The sequence below is a fragment of the Trichocoleus sp. DQ-U1 genome (assembly GCF_039961925.1).
Classification (GTDB): domain Bacteria; phylum Cyanobacteriota; class Cyanobacteriia; order Cyanobacteriales; family FACHB-T130; genus FACHB-T130.
The window spans coordinates 29,542-50,046 of the sequence record NZ_JAMPKB010000025.1 but is presented as its reverse complement, the minus strand read 5'-3'; the positions used below and the strand labels follow the sequence as shown (position 1 = coordinate 50,046).

16 protein-coding genes are annotated in these 20,505 nt (G+C 46.3%); 6 read left to right on the top strand and 10 right to left on the bottom strand.

What is annotated here, in order from left to right; translation table 11 throughout:
- Positions 1 to 139: 139 nt before the first annotated feature.
- Positions 140 to 2,905, top strand: coding sequence for a protein kinase (locus NDI34_RS12745; RefSeq protein WP_348232828.1), 2,766 nt, complete (start codon positions 140 to 142; stop codon positions 2,903 to 2,905).
- A 108-nt stretch (positions 2,906 to 3,013) separates the two neighbouring features.
- Here NDI34_RS12745 and NDI34_RS12740 read toward each other — a convergent pair whose 3' ends face one another.
- From NDI34_RS12740 to pheS, 4 genes are all read right to left on the bottom strand, one after another.
- A complete protein-coding gene (locus NDI34_RS12740) occupies positions 3,014 to 4,468 on the bottom strand; it encodes an adenylate/guanylate cyclase domain-containing protein (protein WP_348232827.1) in 1,455 nt (484 codons plus the stop codon).
- A gap of 146 nt (positions 4,469 to 4,614) precedes the next feature.
- Complete coding sequence (locus NDI34_RS12735; RefSeq protein WP_190415806.1) at positions 4,615 to 5,097, bottom strand: hypothetical protein; 483 nt, start codon at positions 5,095 to 5,097, stop codon at positions 4,615 to 4,617.
- A 67-nt stretch (positions 5,098 to 5,164) separates the two neighbouring features.
- Positions 5,165 to 6,214: a molybdopterin-dependent oxidoreductase gene (locus NDI34_RS12730; protein WP_348232826.1), complete on the bottom strand. Its 1,050-nt coding sequence runs from the start codon at positions 6,212 to 6,214 to the stop codon at positions 5,165 to 5,167.
- 379 nt (positions 6,215 to 6,593) lie between these two features.
- Positions 6,594 to 7,589, bottom strand: a complete 996-nt coding sequence (pheS, locus tag NDI34_RS12725) for a phenylalanine--tRNA ligase subunit alpha (RefSeq protein WP_190415893.1) — start codon at positions 7,587 to 7,589, stop codon at positions 6,594 to 6,596.
- A 152-nt stretch (positions 7,590 to 7,741) separates the two neighbouring features.
- Here pheS and surE point away from each other — a divergent pair, with 152 nt between their 5' ends.
- The gene (gene surE / locus NDI34_RS12720) at positions 7,742 to 8,542 is read left to right on the top strand and encodes a 5'/3'-nucleotidase SurE (RefSeq protein ID WP_190415809.1); all 801 of its coding nucleotides are present in this window, start codon (positions 7,742 to 7,744) and stop codon (positions 8,540 to 8,542) included.
- 163 nt (positions 8,543 to 8,705) lie between these two features.
- Here the strand turns inward: surE and NDI34_RS12715 are convergent, their stop codons facing one another.
- The 4 genes from NDI34_RS12715 to cofG form a co-directional block, all read right to left on the bottom strand.
- Positions 8,706 to 9,611 (bottom strand): cistern family PEP-CTERM protein, encoded by a 906-nt coding sequence (locus NDI34_RS12715; protein ID WP_190528669.1) that lies wholly within the window; start codon positions 9,609 to 9,611, stop codon positions 8,706 to 8,708.
- A gap of 254 nt (positions 9,612 to 9,865) precedes the next feature.
- Positions 9,866 to 11,554, bottom strand: a complete 1,689-nt coding sequence (gene hflX, locus NDI34_RS12710) for a GTPase HflX (RefSeq protein ID WP_190415895.1) — start codon at positions 11,552 to 11,554, stop codon at positions 9,866 to 9,868.
- A gap of 125 nt (positions 11,555 to 11,679) precedes the next feature.
- Positions 11,680 to 12,102 (bottom strand): tetratricopeptide repeat protein, encoded by a 423-nt coding sequence (locus NDI34_RS12705; protein WP_190535814.1) that lies wholly within the window; start codon positions 12,100 to 12,102, stop codon positions 11,680 to 11,682.
- Positions 12,103 to 12,938: 836 nt separating this feature from the next.
- A complete protein-coding gene (gene cofG, locus NDI34_RS12700; RefSeq protein WP_348232825.1) occupies positions 12,939 to 13,916 on the bottom strand; it encodes a 7,8-didemethyl-8-hydroxy-5-deazariboflavin synthase subunit CofG in 978 nt (325 codons plus the stop codon).
- A gap of 150 nt (positions 13,917 to 14,066) precedes the next feature.
- Between cofG and NDI34_RS12695 the strand changes: the two genes are divergently transcribed.
- From NDI34_RS12695 to NDI34_RS12685, 3 genes are read left to right on the top strand one after another with little or no spacing between them, the layout of a single operon-like run.
- Positions 14,067 to 17,012 (top strand): glycerol-3-phosphate acyltransferase, encoded by a 2,946-nt coding sequence (locus NDI34_RS12695; protein ID WP_348232844.1) that lies wholly within the window; start codon positions 14,067 to 14,069, stop codon positions 17,010 to 17,012.
- 46 nt (positions 17,013 to 17,058) lie between these two features.
- Entirely contained in the window at positions 17,059 to 17,346 is a 288-nt protein-coding gene (locus tag NDI34_RS12690; RefSeq protein ID WP_190528656.1) for a Ycf66 family protein, read from the top strand.
- Between the two features lie 11 nt (positions 17,347 to 17,357).
- Positions 17,358 to 17,750, top strand: coding sequence for a hypothetical protein (locus NDI34_RS12685; protein WP_348232824.1), 393 nt, complete (start codon positions 17,358 to 17,360; stop codon positions 17,748 to 17,750).
- An 11-nt stretch (positions 17,751 to 17,761) separates the two neighbouring features.
- Here the strand turns inward: NDI34_RS12685 and NDI34_RS12680 are convergent, their stop codons facing one another.
- Positions 17,762 to 18,640, bottom strand: a complete 879-nt coding sequence (locus NDI34_RS12680; RefSeq protein ID WP_348232823.1) for a DUF72 domain-containing protein — start codon at positions 18,638 to 18,640, stop codon at positions 17,762 to 17,764.
- Positions 18,641 to 18,715: 75 nt separating this feature from the next.
- Here NDI34_RS12680 and NDI34_RS12675 point away from each other — a divergent pair, with 75 nt between their 5' ends.
- Positions 18,716 to 19,228 carry a DUF393 domain-containing protein gene (locus NDI34_RS12675; RefSeq protein ID WP_190434414.1) on the top strand — a complete coding sequence of 171 codons (513 nt, stop codon included), beginning with the start codon at positions 18,716 to 18,718 and terminating at the stop codon, positions 19,226 to 19,228.
- Positions 19,229 to 19,658: 430 nt separating this feature from the next.
- Here NDI34_RS12675 and NDI34_RS12670 read toward each other — a convergent pair whose 3' ends face one another.
- Positions 19,659 to 20,477, bottom strand: coding sequence for a DUF1963 domain-containing protein (locus NDI34_RS12670; RefSeq protein ID WP_348232822.1), 819 nt, complete (start codon positions 20,475 to 20,477; stop codon positions 19,659 to 19,661).
- Between the last annotated feature and the right edge of the window lie 28 nt (positions 20,478 to 20,505).

Genomic DNA, 20,505 nt, shown 5'->3' with positions numbered 1-20,505 from the left:
GTAGTTGCAAGAAGTGAGAGCGCAGCTTCGCCTCAAACTGCATCCTACACATCTTCATATCCTCTTCAACTGAGCGCGATCGCTCCCAGCTATGATGCTTGTATAGAATCACCAGCAACCAGTAACAGCGTAAACTGAGATGACACCGACGCTCTTAAATAACCGCTATCGCATCATTCGGGCGTTGGGAACAGGTGGGTTTGGCGAAACCTTTTTGGCGGAAGACACCTATATGCCTTCCCGTCGTATTTGTGTCATCAAGCAACTGAAACCTGTATCCAATAACCCCCAAGTTTATCAACTCGTTCAAGAGCGATTTCAGCGAGAAGCAGCTATCTTAGAGCAACTGGGTGAAGGGAACGAACAAATTCCTCGGTTGCACGCTTATTTTGAAGAAAAAGGGCAGTTTTACTTAGTTCAGGAATGGATTGAAGGTTTCACCCTGAGTCAAAAATTGCAACAGCAGGGACTTCTGGGCGAAGATTTAGTCAAGGAAATGCTAGCAAGTCTCTTGCCAGTTTTGGATTATATCCACACCAAAGGAGTTATCCACCGAGATATCAAACCGAGCAATATTATTCTGCGACAACAGGATGACAAGCCTGTTTTAATCGATTTTGGCATCGCTAAGGAAATCATTGACAGGACGGTAGACGCCCAAAGCGATATCAGTCAATCAATTGCTGTCGGGACGCTGGGTTATATGCCCCCAGAACAAGCAGCGGGTAAACCTGTCTACGCAAGCGATATTTATAGTCTAGGATTGACTGCGATTTATCTGCTGACAGGTAAACGTCCTCAAGACTTTCATATCAATCCTCAGACGGGCGAGATGATGTGGGATGCAGACGCCCTAGGATTTAGCCCGAATTTAGTAGAGGTTTTGGATAAGGCAGTGCGATGCCATTCGAGCGATCGCTATCCAGATGCCAAAACCATGCTATCAGCTTTGCAACCTCACGACCAAGCCTTGCCGCACGCCCAAAAGCTTTCCATATCTGATGTAAATACGATTAACTTTGCAGAGATACCAACCTCACCCCTTCCATCTGTTAGACAAGAGAAATCAGAACCTAGAATTCCCCACAGCCGTCAGGAGTATCGCCATCGCCAGATATTGATCAATAAGGTCAAAAATTACTGGATAAAAGGCGTTCTTGAAACTTCCTTACATGGCAAAGCGCTAATAGAACTCGGCTTAGAAAAACGCTTGGATGCAATCGATAGACCTTGGGGGATTGTCTGGGAAACTGCCGACCAACCCAGACAAACTTTATCTAAAAATACTAGAGTCATCGACCTTTTTAATCAGATGGGAGAAGGGCGAACTTTGCTAATTTTAGGCGAACCGGGTGCGGGAAAAACCACAACGCTTCTAGAACTTGCCCGCGATCTCATTGATTTTGCCGAAAAAGATGTCAATCAGCCAATTTCCGTAGTATTTAATCTTTCTGCCTGGACGAATGCCAAAGAAAAAATCGCTGACTGGCTGATTCGGGAACTCAATACTAAATATCAAGTTTCTAAAGAAATTGGCAAGAATTGGATTAAAGAGCAACAACTACTGCTGTTACTAGATGGCTTAGATGAAGTCAGTGCCGAACGCCGGGAGCATTGTGTTGAAGCAATTAATCAATTTAGTCAGGAATACGGGCAAACTGAAATTGTTGTTTGTAGCCGCCTCAAAGATTATGAATTGTTATCGAACCGTCTCCGATTTCAAGGCGCAGTTTTTATCCAACCGCTCACTTTAGAACAAATTTATCAATATCTAAAAAGTACGGGAACAGAACTAGCAGCACTCAACACCGCACTGCAAGCAGATACGACACTGCAAGAATTAGCAAAATCCCCGCTAATACTCAGTATTATGACCCTCGCTTACCAAGGAATGTCAATTACTGACTTACCCGGTCTAAATTTAGAAGAACGCCGCCAACATTTATTTGATAAATATATTCAAAGAATGTTTGAGCGCAGAAGTGGGAATACTCAGTATTCAAAAGAACAAGCAATTCACTGGCTCAGTTGGCTGGCACAAAGGTTAGTTGAAAAGTCACAAACGGTATTTTTAATTGAACGGATTCAGCCTAGTTGGTTGCCAACAAACGGGCAAAGAAGAATGTATGCTGTTACTCTGGGTTTGTTGATTGGACTGAGTGCAGCATTGGGGGCTGGTATAATTTCTGGGCACGCGGCGGGGCTGCAAATTGGATTAATTGTTGGACTCATTAGTGGACTATGTGGTTTTCTGGGTGCAGGGTTAATTTTTGGAGTGATTAGTAATCAAATCAACCCAGTCGAAACGCTGAAATGGTCAAGTGCAAAAGCAAAAGATAACCTGAAATCCGGGCTAGTTGTTGGGCTGATTGCTGGGCTAATTTTGGGGTTAAGTAGTGGGCTGGTTTCGGGATTAAGTAGTGGGCTAGGTTCGGGATTAGTGTTTAATCTCCAGTCAGGGTTAACTGATAGTTTGATTTCCGGGCTACGGGGCGGTTTGGGTGCGTGGCTAATTTTTATATTGATGCGTGGGTTGATGGGGCCAGGAATCGAAACCAGTACAGTTCCGAATCAAGGGATTTGGCAGTCAGCAAGAAATGCAACATTCTTTGCAATTGTAGGAATCTTGGGGTTAGAAATCATTGCTGGAGTAATGGGTATTCCCCTCTTTTGGGGACTAATTATTGGGTTATTTTTCGGAATGTTTGCAGCGGGTGAAGCTTGCGTGAAACACTTTACTTTACGAGTTATTCTTTACTCTAACGGTTACATACCTTGGAATTATGCTCGTTTCCTAGATTGGGCGACTGAGCGCATTTTATTACAAAAAGTGGGCGGCGGTTATATTTTTGTTCACCGATTGTTGTTAGAGCATTTTGCTCATAAATCTAACACTCTTAAATAACTTGTACAACCGAGATCCCGGACTTCTTTAAGAAGTCCGGGATCTGAACTGCTGGCGTTGTTTTTCGTTGTTAAAAGCTTAATTATAAAAGGATTAATTTTAAATCATTTATATCTTGACTTCGTAAATAGCGATCGCTTCGTCTTTCCCCTTCACCTTCACCGATTTATCTACCAATCCCAAGGAGAACGATTCGGGATGGTACAAACTATTTACCACTGACTCTGTTACCAAAATATTACAGTTATATTGCTTCGTTAAACCCTCCAGGCGAGAAGCTAGATTCACTGAATCGCCAACCACTGTAGAGTCAATACGGGAAGTAAATCCCACGGTACCCATCACCACCTCACCGCGATGGATACCAATACCGACAGCGATCGCTGGTAAACCTTTTTGCATCCGCGCCTCATTGAACAGGGAAAGCGTCTGTTGCATCAAAATTGCCGCACGCACCGCGGAATCAGTTCCTTCGTCATCGAACAATGCCATGATTGCATCGCCAATATATTTGTCAATAAAGCCACCACTCTCTTCAATCGGCAATCCCATACATTCCAAAAAATCATTCAAAAACGAAAATGTTTGCTGTGGCGTCATTTGTTCAGCCATTGAGCTGTAACCTCGGATATCGCAAAACAAAATCGTCATTGTTCGCGTCGCTGATACACCCACCTGAATGTTTTCAATTCCCTCTGGTGCAATAACTGCAAGAAATTTGTCCGGTACGAAATGTTCAAACGATTTCAAAGTTTTCTGTAACTTACTAAACGATGTCTGCAATGCGACTGACATCTCGTTAAAAGACTTTGCTAAAGCACCAATTTCATCAGACAAGTTAATTTCCGCACGATGATGCAAATCCCCAGCAGCAATTCTGGCAGCACTTACCTGCAAACGCTGCACTGGATCGCTCAACCGCTTTGCCAAAATATACGCATACACTAAACCAACGAAAAGTCCCACCGTACCCACCAGCAACGCCTGATTTACCGCATAGACAACAGCGCGGTTAATTTGTCGTAGCGACATCCCAATCCGCAACGTGCCGATTTTTTCACCAGATACCATTTGGACATCCGAACTTACCTCTATAATTCGTTCGCCACGCTTCGCGCGTATGCTCTCCAAAAACTTGATATCCCGCAAAGCAAATGTTTCTACAGCAGAAGACTTTTGCGATAAATCTAGGGCGGCATTCGTCACTTTTACTGGCACAATATCTGGAATGTACTGGTTTTGGAAATCGCTAGGAGACGACGCGAGGATCTGATTTTTTTTCCGAACATCAGAGACGAGAATGTATAGGAAATCCTGATTTTCTTTCATCAGCAAATCCAGATCCACGCGGATTTGACTCCAGTTATCTTCAGAAAGTTCGTTCGCTAAGGCATAAGCTGATAGCTTGACTAAGGACTTTGCTTGACTCTTCTGCTGCTGGCGGTAGAGGTTACTCTCGGTCTCTGCCCAAACCCAAACGATTGAGCCAACTAGCGTGACTATCAACAGCGTTGTCGCAGTCATAATCTGGGTGCGGATTGAGTGGAAAGCAAACACTTTCATGGTGCTTTAGCGCTCGTGATTCTCATTTTTATTACATCCCACTAGCGTCATCTAGCATCCGGTTTAAGTTTTAAAATTGGTAGGTCGGTTTGAGACACTGATATTCTTGGTGTCTGATGACTGTTAATAAGTTATTCTTTCTAGACTCAAGTAGGTTCGCTCTCTAAGTTAGTCTTCTTTTTGGGTTTATTCAACTCTTTGCACTTAGCTTGAGCCTCGTTATATGCCTCCGAATAGTTTTTCCCACCCATCATCACATTGCCGTAATACTCATGCGGTAAAGCATCATAAACAGGTAGTGCGTCATCTTCTGGATAATCTTCCTGAGCTTCTTCTACCGCTGCAATCAGTTTTTTTATGGTTAAACGTTGTGCCGGAAAGTAGTAGAGTTCTTGAGGATTTTTATTGAAATGTGGCAGAGTTGGATCGACAATACAATTATCCAGCTCCAGCCAACCATGCTCAATTGGTTTGTATGGCTGGTCATCCCAAACTAAAAAACCTTGAACATACATACACCCTTCAGTTAACAAGGCTGCTTTATAGGCATTATCAAAAGGAGTTTTCGCTTTGCTTTTAATGCGTTTAGACAGTTCTGTTGAAAGAGTTTCATCTAATGGTTTGCTCATATAAAATCCTTAAAAACAGTTGATATCTTCTGTAAATTTGGTTGTGATAGTTGTGTATTAATTTCTATCAAAAATTGGACAAAATTTCAACTACGAATGTCACCCATCTCTGTTTGCTCAAAGAGAAAGATTTCTCTTCCCTATCTTGACACTTAGAACCAAAAGCGAGTGTCAATGGGCCACCCATTTTTGCGGGGATAGATTCTTGGTTATCGCCCCATCTAGTTGCCAGCAAAATGTCGCAGTCGCGCAGGTCGGCGGCTGCCAAGCGGACTGGATTAGAGGGGTCACGGGAAATGGGTGCCTTCCCTTGAACCACAATTTCGCCATTAACGGGCAACTGAACACCCGCGAAGGCTAAAACATCGCGCACGCGCACTCCGTGAAGTTTGACTTTGCCAGTAGGCCAGCCCATTCTATACCCAACATTGTCCGAAATTGTGACTTGGGGCAGTTTGTCAAGAGTCGCTAAATCTAGTTCGCGCTTTCCTACACGTAATCTTACGGGTTCAGTACCAATTATCATGTGGCTAACGTAAAATGCCCAAGATAATTCGTTATACTTCTGTTTCAATTCTGGGTATCGTCTATACGGAAATATAAAATAAATTGGGCCGCCTTGAGCGCGAGGAATTGGTTTGCCATTTCTGGCGATCGCTAATGTAATCGGGTAGGCAAGCAAATCCTTGACGGCAATTGTCACTTGGTAGCCATCAAAGCAGACAAAGGTAACATCCCTGACATCGGAGGCGATCGCTAACTGTTTTAAGAGGCTAGAGACACGAATGCCGTGAAAGTCAAAAATCTCTTTTGGGTTGAGTACAAAATTCGGATCTGTGGTTTTTACACGCTCGGTTGCCAATGCTTGTAGCTGTTGCCAATTCAATTGCACAGATTCCCTCTGAGCAATTTGCCCCCCAATCTCTAGATTCCATTCAGTTTCCTGTGGCTCTTGGGAATTGGCTTTTACCTTCTGGGCATTGAGAGCGATCGCTTCCGTTCGCCATGTTTCCAGTTGCTTGTCTGTTAGCTGATCTGTACAAGCTCCACAAAAGATACTCGCGATCGCTAGCGGCACTAAAGCCAAATTTTTCCCTAGGTTTGGATTCAACCGCATTTAAAAGAATACTTCTTTCGATACTTGGCTGATTAGCGATCGCTCTTACAGGTGCAGCGACTTAATTCTTTTTAACACAGTTAGATCCCTTCATCCGGGAAAATATTAGGTCGGGAAAATCTCTAAAACTTATCCGGGGGTTCTCACTCTTAGTGAAATATATACACTCGGAATCTCACTTCCAGACCCTCGACCTCCACGGAGAGGAGAGAATATTGATGGGAGGGAGTATTGAACCTTAGGATGCGGTATGACCGGAAGCATCACCTCCAACCCCTCCCTGCTCTTTAGGGAGGCGAAAAAATAGCACCCCATATCACCCAAGGAAATAGCCCCCTCTCCGCCTGCGGAGAAGGGTTGAGAGTGAGGTTCCCTCTACTTAAAACTGCCGCAAAAAGCGCAAATCGCTGCTGTACATCCGGCGCACATCATCAATTTGATGCAGTACCATCGCAAAGCGCTCAGCACCAAAGCCAGCAGCAAAGCCAGTATAAACTTCTGGGTCGTAACCTACTTTCTTGAGAACATTGGGATCGACCATCCCGCAGCCCATCACTTCTAGCCATCTCCCTTGCCACTGCACATCCACTTCCGCAGAAGGCTCAGTGAAGGGGAAATAACTCGTTCGGAAGCGAATTGGCAACTCTGCGCCGAACATCTCCTCCAAAAACACTTTAATCGTGCCCTTGAGGTCAGTGAAAGTCAGTCCTTCATCTACTGCCAAAATTTCGATCTGATGGAAGACTGCCGAATGGGTCGCATCGACGGTATCCCGACGGTAACAGCGTCCGGGTGCAACAATCCGAATCGGCGGCTCATTTTCTTCCATGTAGCGAATCTGCACCGAAGAAGTATGAGTCCGCAGCAGATTACCATCCGGCAGGTAGAAAGTATCCTGCATATCGCGGGCGGGGTGGTCGGCGGGAGTGTTCAGCGCCTCGAAGTTGTAGTAGTCTGTCTCCATTTCCGGGCCGTTGGCGACCGTGTAGCCGAGTCCGACAAAGATATCTACAACCCGGTCGATCGTGCTGTTGAGGGGGTGCTTGCGACCGAGGGGACGATAAACTCCCGGCATCGTGACATCCAGGGTTTCTGACTCCAGCTTTGCTTGGATCTGTGCTTCCTGTAAGTTTGTCCGCTTGCGATCCAAGTCTTGTTGTAGCGCTTCTTTAACTTCGTTTGCTAAAGCGCCAATGCGGGGGCGATCGCTTGCGTCTAACTTGCCTAAACCCCCTAGTACCTTCGAGAGCTGCCCTTTCTTGCCCAGATAGCCGACTCTGAGTTCCTCTAGGCGTTCCAGGGTATCGGCGGCAGCGATCGCTTGAGTTGCTTCCTGTTTGAGCGCGGCTAATTGAGCCTCAAGCTCGTTGAGCATCGTGGTCATTTTAGAGAGGGTCATTTTTAGTGGCAGTAAGCTTGAGTTTAGCGCGATTTTGACTCATCCATCTGCCACAAGCTGCTACAGACTGCGATGCAAATTCATCCACAATAGAGTGAACTCCTCGATAGCACCCCTTGATTGAATTGATGAAATTGCTAATCAGCAACGATGATGGCATCTTCGCTCTGGGCATTCGCACCCTCGCCAATGCTCTCGCAGAAGCCGGTCACGATGTCACCGTAGTTTGTCCCGACCGAGAACGGTCAGCCACTGGTCACGGTCTTACCCTCCACGACCCCATTCGCGCCGAAGTCGTTGACTCGATTTTTCATCCCACAGTTAAAGCTTGGTCTTGTTCGGGAACCCCCTCCGACTGCGTGAAACTGGCGCTAGGTGCTTTGCTCGATGCCCCTCCGGATTTTGTCCTTTCTGGCATTAACCACGGTTCTAATCTCGGCACCGATATTCTCTACTCCGGCACAGTTTCGGCGGCGATGGAAGGCGTGATTGAAGGAATTCCCAGCATTGCTTTTAGCCTGACCAGTTACACTTTAAGAGAATTTCAACCCGCTGCCCGGTTTGCCACAATTCTGCTTTCTCAGTTATCGAAGCAGCCGCTACCAGAGGCAATGTTGCTCAACGTCAATGTACCGCCTGTGAAGTGGGAAGAGATTGCTGGTGTTGCCCTCACTCGTCAAGGAATTCGTCGCTATTTTGATATCTTTCAAAAGCGAGTAGATCCTCGTGGCAAAACTTATTATTGGTTAGCAGGTGAGGCTTTGGAGGAGGTAGAACAACCAGAAAATCCCCTGTTACCCAGTCATATAGAAACGGATGTTCAGGCGATTCGCAAAAATTACATCACCGTGACACCTTTGCAATACAACCTGACCTATGCCGCGGGGATTAATAGCTTGCAGGAGTGGGGATTAAATTTCCATTTATAGCCATTCTCTATTGAATAGAGTACGGTTTAACCCTATCCCTGCCCTCCCGTAAACACCACTAGGTTCAATATTCTCCCCTCTCCGTTCACGGAGAGGGGTTGGGGTGAGGTTCCGAGTGTATATATGAAGATTAAGGAATCCTCAATCTTCAACAAAAAGCGAATTATGGCTGCACTACATTTTTCCGCTTTAACGCTCTAGCAGCACCAGCAGCAACCAATCCTAAAGCTACTGCTGTACCAGGCTCAGGCACAGGCTTTGGTGGCTTAGGCTTGGGCTTGCCAGCTAGCTCGTAACTTCCATTCTGAGTTTGAAACTTGATGGGAAAAGAATCTAAAGTAGCAGCGTAATTTACGCCGAAATTTCCGGTAATGTTGACCTTAATCGTATCAGACTTACCGCCTGATTGCAGACCATCTTTAACATCGCCACCATTGCAACCATTTGCTGCGTAGATGCAAACATCAATGTCTTTAAAGCCCCCAGGAAACTGCTGATTACTAGAATTATCAGGCGGCTTACCAGACTTACCAGATTTATTGGCCTTAACAGTTTGAACCTCAGCCTTTTGAACCTCAGCATTGTCAAAAATGCTTCCTGGTTTAATCAATGACACAGAAGTTGCATCAGGAGTTACGCTAAACCCAGTACTGAGTATCGCTGCCTGGAAATTAGCAGAGGTTGTATTAGTGATTTTGACTTCCAAAGATAGCAGATTTTGCGTGAAGTCAAGCACCTTAAAGATACCTGTAGCGCTTAAATCTACTGGAGTGCTTTTACCATCCGTGTTTTTAGTACCGCTGGCAAGGAACCAGTCAACTAAAAAGGAATTACCAATGTCATTTTTAGTAATACCAACATCGTACAGTTGTTGACCGGCTGGATTTCCCGCTGTACTATCGGCTCCTGTCTTTGTAGTGATTGTGAAGGCGCTGGCAGGAGAGAAGGTAGAAGATGCGGTGGCAATTCCTGCGGCAACTACAACCGAAGCGAAAATCGAAACAGAACGGCTACCAACAGCAGATAAAACAGGTAATCCGATATTTAGTTTTGAGAGGATTTTTGCCATTATATTGACTTCCTGTATTTTTGCCTGATTTATCTAACTAGCCGTAGACATTTTTATGGTGTGTAAATATATGTGTAAGTGATTTCGGTAGATAGTGTCTAGAGTACGGTAGTGGTTTTTACTGACTCTTTAAGAATATAGGGGCTTGCTTTATCAAAACTTCAAAAAGAAAATATGTAATTCTCCGCTAGAAAACAGAGCTAACGGAGAATTACGTAAGTTTTCACTTTTCGGAGAAGTTATTTTTAAGTGATTTACTCCTGTGCAACTGCATACTGAACCAGTTGACTCATGCGCTGACGCAAGGTTTCTAAGCCAAGGCGCTGACTCGCTGAAATAAACACCGCTTGCGGAAATTCTTCCTGTGCCAGAACCAACGTATCGCCATCAACTTCGTCGATTTTATTAAACACAACCAGCACTGGGCCGGGTGTTATAGGCATTTCCGACAAGATACTCATCACCGAACGAATCTGACTTTGCCACGCCGGATGAGATAAATCCACGACATGAAGCAGCGCGTCAGCTTCCGTCACTTCTTCTAAAGTGGCGCGAAAGGCATCTACCAAAGAAGGCGGCAACTCGTGAATAAATCCCACCGTATCTGTCAGCACAATCTGCTGAGGTTCAGCCGTCACAGCGTCAGGAATCGTTAAGCGTCGCGTGGTGGGGTCGAGAGTCGCAAATAGTTGGTCAGCCGTGTAAACTTCGGCATTCGTCAGTACATTCAATAGGGTTGACTTCCCAGCATTCGTATACCCAACTAAAGCTAGAGAAGGAACTTCCTGATGTTGCCGCGAAAGTCGCAGCCGCGAGCGGTGTGCTTGCAGCTGGTTCACTTCCTGTTGCAGTCGGGCAATGCGGCGCGCGATCGCACGGCGTTCGGTTTCCAATTTTGTTTCCCCTGGGCCTCTAGTGCCGATACCGCCGCCTAGTCGGGACATCGCTTGACCTCGACCTGTCAGGCGGGGCAGCATATATTCCAACTGAGCCAGTTCTACCTGCAACTTACCAGCACCGGATTGGGCGCGTTGGGCAAAGATATCCAAAATCACCTCAGTGCGGTCTACCACTCGAATGCCTGTTTGGACTTCCAAGTTGCGAACCTGAGCAGGTGAAAGGTCGCGGTCAAATACGATTAGGTTCACTCCGAGAGTCTGGGCGGTGAGGGCAATTTCTTGTACTTTTCCTTCACCCACGACTGTCTGAGGATGGGGACGGGGGCGCTTCTGCTGCATTGTCTCCAATACTTGTCCCCCAGCCGTATCCACTAACCGCGCTAATTCTTGCAACCCATCTTGGAATTGCTGGGGTGTCCTGTCACCCGTCATCAACCCAACCAGCAGCACCCGGTCGTGGTCGATGTCTACTTGCCGAGCAACAAATTCCCGTTGGAACTCGGCTTCTAGTCCATCGACCAGTTCCAGAAAATCCTGGTTCGCCAGCACATCTAGGCTCATCGGCGGCGACAAACTCCAGGGAGTTTCGGGGTGAGGAACTAGGTGAGCAATATAAGTTTCTTTAATATAACCTGTAGCTCCGCCGCCACGACGCTCAAAACCTGTCCCAGTGAGGGATATCACCACTAGCGCATCCAGACGTTGCATTGCCATTGCAGTTAAGGCAGCTTCATTGGGTGCTTCTGGTTTCAACTGGGTGGCGATGCAGCGAATGCCGCTAAGTCGTTCTGCACCGTAGCGAGGCAATTCTAGAGGGGGAATCTGCGTTTGCCTGGGGGTTCCCACTCCTACCCGAATCACCTGTCCCCGGCGATTGATGTAAGCGCACATTGGCTGGTTAATTTCGGTGCTGATTGCTGCCAGCCTCTGGGCAAATTCTGGCGTAGTCAGACAATCGCCCGGTAGCCGTTGATGATACAGTCGCTGTAGCTGCTTCAGATGGCTGGACTTAAGACCTTGAAGATTGCCGTAGATAGTCTCGATAGGGGTTTTATGCCAGTAAACTGGCTCCTGAATTCGATAACTCTATTTTACCGACTTCATCCCTGATGAAAAGGAGCGGGCAAAGGGACTCTGGAAAGCGGCAATTACGAATGGACAATGACCCATTACCGATTACCCATTACCCATTTCTGAATAAGTTTTCGCCATCGTGGTGTCTTTGGGTTTCCCAAAGCTTTGTCGTAGCTAGCGTAAGTTTCTTTATACCGTCCCAATCCATGCAGCGCTGCACCTCGGAATGTCCAAGCTTCTTTATCTTCTGGTGCAATTTCTAGCGCCTTGTCGCAGCTAGAGAGAGCTTCTTCATAGCGGTTTAAGTGAATTAGCACAACGCCTCGAAATACCCAAGCAGCGTGGTCTGATGGTGCAAGTTCTACAGTTCGCTCGAAGCAGACCAGTGCTTCTTGATAGCGACCTAAGTTCGCTAGCGCTTCGCCTCGGTTGTACCAGATTTTGTGGTCGTCGGAGTCAACTCCCAGTGCTTGATCGATACTCGCGATCGCTTGCTCGTAGCGCCCTAATCTACGCATAGGTATTTTTACTCTAGAAACTTAGCTTCTGAATGAGTGAATCTATTGTACAAAAATGCGGTTAGTCGTCGAGGGGATGAATGGGAGCGATCGCGCTTTGCGGCGAGTAGGGATGCGACACATAGCGTTTTGCGTCGCACATTACACTTATCTACCTTTCACCAGTGACTCGGTTGCCATCAGCCTAACTTAGAAAATCAAAACTTTTGATGGCACTTTATATGCTTTCTAAGCAACTGAGCTACGCTGCATGACTTCTCTCCAAACCTCTCTCCTTGTAGGAGAGAGGCTTTGAAATTTAGCCTTCTTCCCGATTCTGGGAAGTCGGTTGGGGGTTATGTTTGAGTGTACTTGACTCAAGCGATAAGTGCTATATATACTGGCTAATTCAACCATTAATTTTGTTATTCAATCTACTGATGGAGCCAAAAAGCTAGCTGATTGAACGAACTAAACGTATTAAAAAAGCTATGATTATGCCTCTGGTTAGAAAGATTATCGAATCATTCGGTTGTTGAAAAGTTTCTGAAGCAACCTTATATCCAATTCCTGCCATTGCTGCTAAAATCAAAAGCCTCCCAAAATCTACTAGTAATTGATTTCGGTTACTATTTATTTTTAGATCATTATAAAAAATAGTTGTATCTACGATTAAAAAGTAAGCGATGCTTGAAAAAACTAGTAAGCCGACTAAATACTGCATTAGATTATATATTTTTTAGAATTACCATTGTTTAACGATGTAAAATAATTATCTAAAGATAAATTTTGGATGTTATCCATGCATGGATAGAGTGCGCGATCGCGCTTTAGGGTAAGTGAGGACGCGATCACTTCTATTTAATGCTCTCTTCTAGTAACGTATCATTGCACCACTGCTTGACGGCACTTTGCAACCTATCTGATAACCAGTCATCGTACTGAGGATAAACTGGCAATCGCGCTACTAATTCCCAACCCGCAGGTTCTAAAATTTCTTTTAATTGATGATAGTGAGGATGGGGATAATCAGGATTCACTTCATCTTTTGGGCCAATTCCGCCTAAATCTCTAGCACCAGCTTCTACACAGGCGAGTAACCAACTGGAATCAGGAACTAAATTGGGGGGGATTTGGATAGTAATATCTGGAAGGAGAATTTGACGGGATTTGGCAATGACTTCTGGTAACTGATGGGGGTCAAAAGGTGGGGCATCGAAGGTTTGTTGAATGCCGGGACTGTGAGGTTGGAGAATGACTTCTTGAATGTGATTGTAGCGTTGGTGGAGAAGCGCGATCGCTTCCAGTGTTTCCCACCAATCTTGCTCGGTTTCTCCAATTCCCAAAAGCAATCCGGTTGTAAAGGGAATCCGCAATTCTCCTGCCCACTCTAACTGTTGCAAACGTAATTCTGGGATTTTACTCGGAGCGTGTTTGTGGACGGTTTGTAAGAGCTGCGGCGTTAGCTGTTCTAACATCAGCCCCATCGAAACATTAACCTCCTTCAGCTTTTGCATTTCCTCAAAACTCAATGGTCCTGCATTGGTGTGGGGGAGAAATCCCATTGATAGAGCTAGTTCGCAAAGGTCATAAATGTGCTGAAACCATGCCTGACGGCGTGAGGAATGGGGATGCACTTCGCCGCTGAGGATGAGGATTTCGCAGACATTTTGAGAAGTCAGCGATCGCAAGATTCTCTCAGCCTCTGATAGGGTGAGCCAAGGACTTTTACCAGGGTCGGTGCGAAAGTTACAGTAACTACAGCGATTAAAACACTCGTAGGTGGGGACGACTGTGTAAGCGGGGCTGTAGGTGACAATGCGGGAAGATGACATAAATTCAGATTTTTAACGCAAAGGTACGCGAAGGTAAGCGCAAAGAAGAGACGCCATAAATGGGCATTTCGACAACTTTGGGAACTTCTGTTGCTCTTTGCGTTGAGAAAGATTACTACAATTCATGTGTTGGTACTGCTACTCCCAGCCATGACTCTGACTCAAGTTTGGGGCGCTCTCCTCATTTTTATTGTCTGTCCTCTCTTGGGCGGATTGCCTCTTATTGCTTGGATTGTTCGCGCCCTGACTGGGCGGCGACTGGCAAGACTCGGCACGGGCAATGTCTCCGTCTCTGCTGCTTTTTACCACGGGGGACGCCTTGCAGGTATTTTGGCGGTGCTGTCGGAAGCTTCTAAGGGGATTGCTGCCGTTTTATTAGCGCGTAGTTTCTTTCCGACGAACCCCGAATGGGAGATAATCGCGCTGATTGCGCTGGTGCTGGGGCGTTATTGGATGGGGCGGGGTGCTGGCACAACCAATGTGGTGTGGGGCATTGCCGTTCATGCTCCGTTGGTGGCAGTCTTAGTATTTGTAATTGGGGGAGTTAGTTTTACACTGGTGCGGGAGAGGAAGCAAGGGCGCATTTTGGTTTTAATTTTGTTGCCCGTATTCATGGCGCTATTGCCCCATCACTCAACAGCGCAAGTTGTCGCCGCGATCGCTCTTAGTGGGATCGTCGCCTGGATTTATCAGAAAATCCCCGATGATTTAGACCTTCCATCCGAACAAGCTCAAACTGGGAATAAAGCTGTGTTTCGTTTTTTCCGAGGTGATAAAGCGATTGTTTCTCTCGATCAAGCGCTAGAAGCCAGCAAGGTGGGGCAAAAAGCCGCAACGTTATCTCAGCTGAAACGCTGGGGTTATCCGGTGCCGATGGGCTGGGTGCTGACGCCTGGAGACGATCCAGGGGTGATGATTGAGTTTCTCCAAGCTTCCGAACAACAACCCCTCGCGGTGCGTTCTTCTGCTGTGGGGGAAGATTCGGAACAGTCTTCGGCGGCGGGACAATACGCAACGATTTTGAATGTTACAAGTGCAGAAGCGTTGGAGGAGGCGATTACTCGCGTTCTTGCTTCTTACGATAACCCGGCGGCAAAGACTTATCGGCGCGATCGCAACCTGCCAGAAGCTTCGATGTCAGTGTTGATTCAAACACAAGTCCGAGGCGTCTTTTCGGGTGTTGCTTTTAGCCGAGATCCGATTGCCCAACAAGGTAATGCAGTCGTGATTGAGGCATTGCCGGGAGACGCGGTGCGGATTGTATCTGGGCAAGTGACACCAGAGCAATATCGGGTGTTTGTGGACGATCTCCAGGCGCAGGATGTCGCATCTTTACCCGTGGAAGGCAGCGGCGATGTCCCTCCGGCGTTGATTCAGCAAGTCGCTTACTTAGCGCGGCAGTTGGAAAGTCAGTATCACGGCATTCCCCAAGATGTTGAATGGAGCTACGATGGGCAAACCCTGTGGTTGTTGCAATCGCGGACAATCACTACTCTGCAACCTATCTGGACGCGCAAGATTGCCGCTGAGGTGATTCCGGGGTTAATTCGTCCGCTGACGTGGTCGATTAATCGTCCTCTGACTTGCGGTGTTTGGGGAGAGATTTTTACTTTAGTTTTGGGCAAAGAAGCCGCTGGGTTAGATTTTAATGAAACGGCGACGTTGCACGCCTCTCGCGCCTACTTTAATGCAACCTTGTTGGGACAAACTTTCCGTCGTATGGGTTTACCGCCGGAAAGTTTAGAGTTTTTAACCAGAGGTGCTAAGTTCTCAAAACCCCCTCTGGCTTCTACGCTGCGAAATGTGCCGGGATTACTGCGATTATTGGGGCGCGAGTTGAGCTTAGAAAAAGATTTTGCGCGAGATGAACGGCGTTTATTTACCCCAATTCTGGAACGGCGATCTGCTTTTTTAGACGCGGGATTGGATTCTGCAAGTCAAAAGTCAGACGCGATCGCCCTTGCCTCGACAAGTCAACCTGCGGCGCTGCTGGAACGGATAGATACTTTGCTAGAAGTGCTGAAACGGGCGACATATTACAGTATTCTCGCTCCCTTGAGCTTTGCGTTGCGGCAAGCGCTGTTGAAAGCCAAGGATTCACAATTAGATAACAGCCAAACTCCGGAAGTTGCTTCCTTGCGATCGCTCGAAGATATCGCACTGGATGCTCGTAATTTACTTCCTCATTCGCTATCATTACCTGAAAATTCATCCTCTTTCTTTACTCTGCTGGCTGAAATGCCAGATGGGCAAAGTATTCTAGAACAGTTCGATCGATGGCTTGACCGCTATGGATACTTGAGCGATGTGGCAACAGATATCGCAGTTCCCACTTGGAAGGAAGATCCTCATGCAGTTCGGGAATTACTGACACAGTTTTTCGGGGAAATTGAACACTCCAAGCGCAGAGAAGATAAAGAAAATCAGGGATGGAAGGTTAAGTTGGTGCAGCGACGGCTCAATTTGAAGGGCAAGGTTACAGATATCTATAGTCGCTTATTGGCAGAAGTGCGTTGGAATTTTGTAGCGTTAGAAAATCTCTGGTTGAAGTCAGGTTTGCTATCTCAGACAGGAGATATTTTCTTCTTAGAATTTCATGAAATTAGGCAACTCATTCAACAATCTGACCAACAATTAATTGACCGAGTACCGCAGTTAGTGAAACAAAGGCGATCTCAACTGGAACAAGATAGTCAGATGGCGAGTGCGTCGCCTTTAGTCTACGGTAATGCGCCACCTTCTACATATTTCAACACCGCCAACCGGCAAATCAGTCAAAAGCAATTGCAAGGCATTGGTGCCAGTCCAGGGCAAGTAGAAGGGAAAGTCAAAGTTCTCCGCAGTTTACAAGCAATTCCAGATATTGACCGCGACACGATTTTAGTCGTGCCTTACACGGATTCTGGTTGGGCGGCGCTGCTGTCTCGCGTGGGTGGGTTAATTGCAGAAGTGGGAGGGCGTCTTTCTCACGGTGCGATTGTTGCCCGCGAGTATGGCATCCCAGCGGTGATGGACATCCACAATGCCACTCAGTTATTACAAGATGGTCAGCGAGTACGAATTGATGGTCAGCAGGGAACGGTGGAAATTTTGTGAGTTATAAGAACAATAGTCGTGAAAATTTATTGTTGAAAAATTCAGTATGGTTAACTTCGGTATCAACTCAGCCAGCATTCTTGGGATTGTACTAATACTGTTTGGCCTATTACTTATATCTTTAGGGTTATTGCTTCGCAGACCTTTTCGAGTTGAAAATCTAATTCAAGATAGTGTTCTGGCTTCAGTTTATTTACTGTGCGGGTTGATTCTGTTTTTTCAGGGATGGCGACTCGATCCAATTTTACAGTTTGGTCAAATTCTACTAACCGTTTCCAGTATGTATTTGATTGCCAAAGATATATTCCGCCGTTCTTTAACTTCTAGAGGGTAAATTCATCTTTTATGAACAATCGCGCCAAATTCACTCTAGCCATCGTCCTGGGTTTTTCGGTTTCTGGCATCCAAACACTGTGCTTAGACCAACACCGCTTTGCTAGCGCTCAAGCAAATGCAACAAACTGTCCTTCTTTTGCAGGAAAATGGTTAGTTCGAGTTAAAAATTCTAATCGAACTGTTCTGCAACGGATAACTAGAGAATACCCAAGTATCCAAGTTCGCTCTTGTTACTGGAGAGACACGAATAATCGAGTCGATGGCATCCAAGTTGGCCCATTTCCGACTCCGCAATCAGCAGGGTTATTTTACCAGAAGGTCACTGCTTCTAGGGTTCGTTCGACAGATGTAACCATTGTTCCTCCTAAACAAGTTCCAATCGTTAGACCGAGGAATCGGTAGATATAATTCTTTCAAAACAGACTTAGCTGGGTAGGTGGCAACTCAATCGCATTCCAGGGAAGGGGTGGAACGGGTGCGTTATGTTGTTCCAGCAACTGCTGAAAGTGACGGGCATTTCCGGGCGATCGCTCTTCTAGAGGACAATGAACAAAGAAGTAAATCTTTGTCCCCTGACGCAACCACCCATCTAGCAAACTCACCCACTCTTCCAGAAAAGGCTGATTCACCGACTGCTCTGGATGGCTGATAAACCGGATTACGCTAAAGGAAGCGTTGACAATTGGTTGCACAGGCACGTTGGGTTTTCGCGATTCTGGATACTCTTGAGGCTTTGCCGATGCCGTGTAAACAGGGCGAGTATCCAGCAGTACCCGTCCCACACCCAACTGCTGCAAAAGCGCCGTCAGATGGCTACTGTGAGGTTCTTTGAACCAGTCGGAATGACGAACTTCCAGCGCTAAAGGCGCTTCATTGCGAGGCCATGCTTCCAAAAAAGCGGTTAAGTCATCCAAATATGCCGGGGGATAGTTAGGCGGTAATTGGGCAAAAATGGGGCCAAGGCGACTCTCCTCAGGAGATGCTGCACCAACGCCTAAACCTTGCATCTGTTCTAAAAACTTTAATGCCCCTGGAATCGACGGTTGTAGCAAGCCATTGTGCGTCACAGTCCGAGGCAACTTTAGGCAGAATTTAAAACCTGCTGGTGTTTCTTGTGCCCAACGCGCTACAGTATCGGCGTCGGGTACAGCATAGAAAGTCGTATTGCCTTCAACGGCAGTGAAACGCTGACTGTATAAGCGCAGAAAATCTTTAGAACGGCTTCCAGGCGGAAAAAGGTCGCCTATCCAGCCTTTATAACCCCAAACTGCACATCCCAGAAGAAAGCTCATATCTTTAAGTTTCTTTACAATATTAAGGTGTGCTTGTTCTCCTCATGTGAGGAATCCGTTAATTGAGAACCACCTATGTCCTCTTCTAAGACTCCGTTCCCCGAATCGCTTGAAGCCTCTACTTCACCTCAGTCTTCTTCCCCATCATGGCAAATAGAGTTGCTGTATGACGGTGAATGTCCCTTGTGCGTGCGAGAAGTCAATTTTTTGAGGAGACGGGATGCGGGTCGAGGTTTGGTGGCGTTTGTGGACATCGCAGGCGATCGCTATACCCCAGAAGCGCATGGCGGTGTTGACTTTGAAACGGCGATGGGGCGAATTCATGCCGTGCTTCCTGATGGCACAGTCGTCAAGAATGTGGAAGTCTTCCGCCGCGTCTATGAAATCTTGGGGATGGGGTGGATCTATGCGGTGACTAAATTGCCGATTATCGGTTCTATTGCGGATATGCTGTATGAAATTTGGGCTGATTGGCGTCTTGCACTCACTGGACGACCCAATTTAGCAACGATTGTTAGCAAGCGCCAGAAGCGCATTGAATGCGAGATGCAGGGGCGCTGTCGGCTAAATGACGATAACCAACTTTAGTCAATCAGAATAACCCAACTAAAGGAAGTTAACGGCACAAATAGGTCAAGCTAACCTAAAACTAGACGACTTTCGCTAGTAGGGAAAAAAATGCAAGACTCAGCATATACTCTCTTCATTATCTTTGGTTGTATTTGGATACTCATGGGAGTCGCAGCAGTGATTGCACTCCTAAAATCCGAGAATCAAGAGCTTCGATTTGGCAAATGGGGACTAATCGTGGCTCTCCCAATCGTTATCCCGTTTATCCTGGCTCTGCTCTATCAAGTAGCAAGACCATTTATTCTAAAAAACCTTTTTTGAAAATTTGCGTTAAATCCTAACATCAATAGACTTTTTGTCTAGCGGCTAAGCCAAGCGATCGCATTTGGCACGTTGCTCAACAGTTATCAAAAAATAATTCTAACTTCATTGACTGAATATTCAGTAATCACGAACAAGCCCACCCAAAGGTTAATACCTCTTTGTGTTCTGGGCATTGGGTAATGTGTCCACAGCCTACATCGCCAAACATATAGGGTAGATTGTCTTCAGAATCAATCTGGAAAACAAGCTCCATTCTGCGGTTACATTGAGGACACTCAGGATACTCTATACCTTGAATCCAGTCTGGATAGCCAGCCAGTTTATCACCAGGCAGGGCAGTCGTTACCTCTTCAGCTTCAGGGGCAGAATCCATTGATAAATCTTCAGTAACTAACCCCGCTAACGGACACTCAATTCGTACTGTATTAGCTGAAAAGTCGTAATTGAAAATTAGTCCCAGTTCGTCATGCTCTTCAGGGCTAGGGTAGTCATCCAGTTGCGTCCATCCTACAATCGTCTTAGCCGGAAACGAAGGATAGTTTTCACATTGCAAGGATTGAGGGTGAACCGTTGGCTGTACAAGGCGAACTAGCTTGGTATTTTCTAACGGCATATAGCTGTCGCAGTCGGTACAGTAAAACATTTGCAGCAGTCCGCTACCAAATCGACCTGATAGTTCTTCTGGCAGTTTATTGAGATCGAGTTGCAAAAATAGCGGCATTAATGCCTGACAAGTCCCGCAGCTAGGGTAGGGTTCATTTTCAGCTAGCCAAGGTATCCCAGAAAACTTAGAATCATCGACTCTCCCATCTCCCTCTTCTACAATTGGTTTCCATGCCGAATGCTTGTGAGCATCCCGCCAGGGAGCCAACCGATCTAGAATTTCTTGTGCTTTCATACAACGTCCTAAAATTTGCTTCAAACTCTTCAAATTCTCCGCCATCTAGAATTTCTTTTCATACTTCCCATTC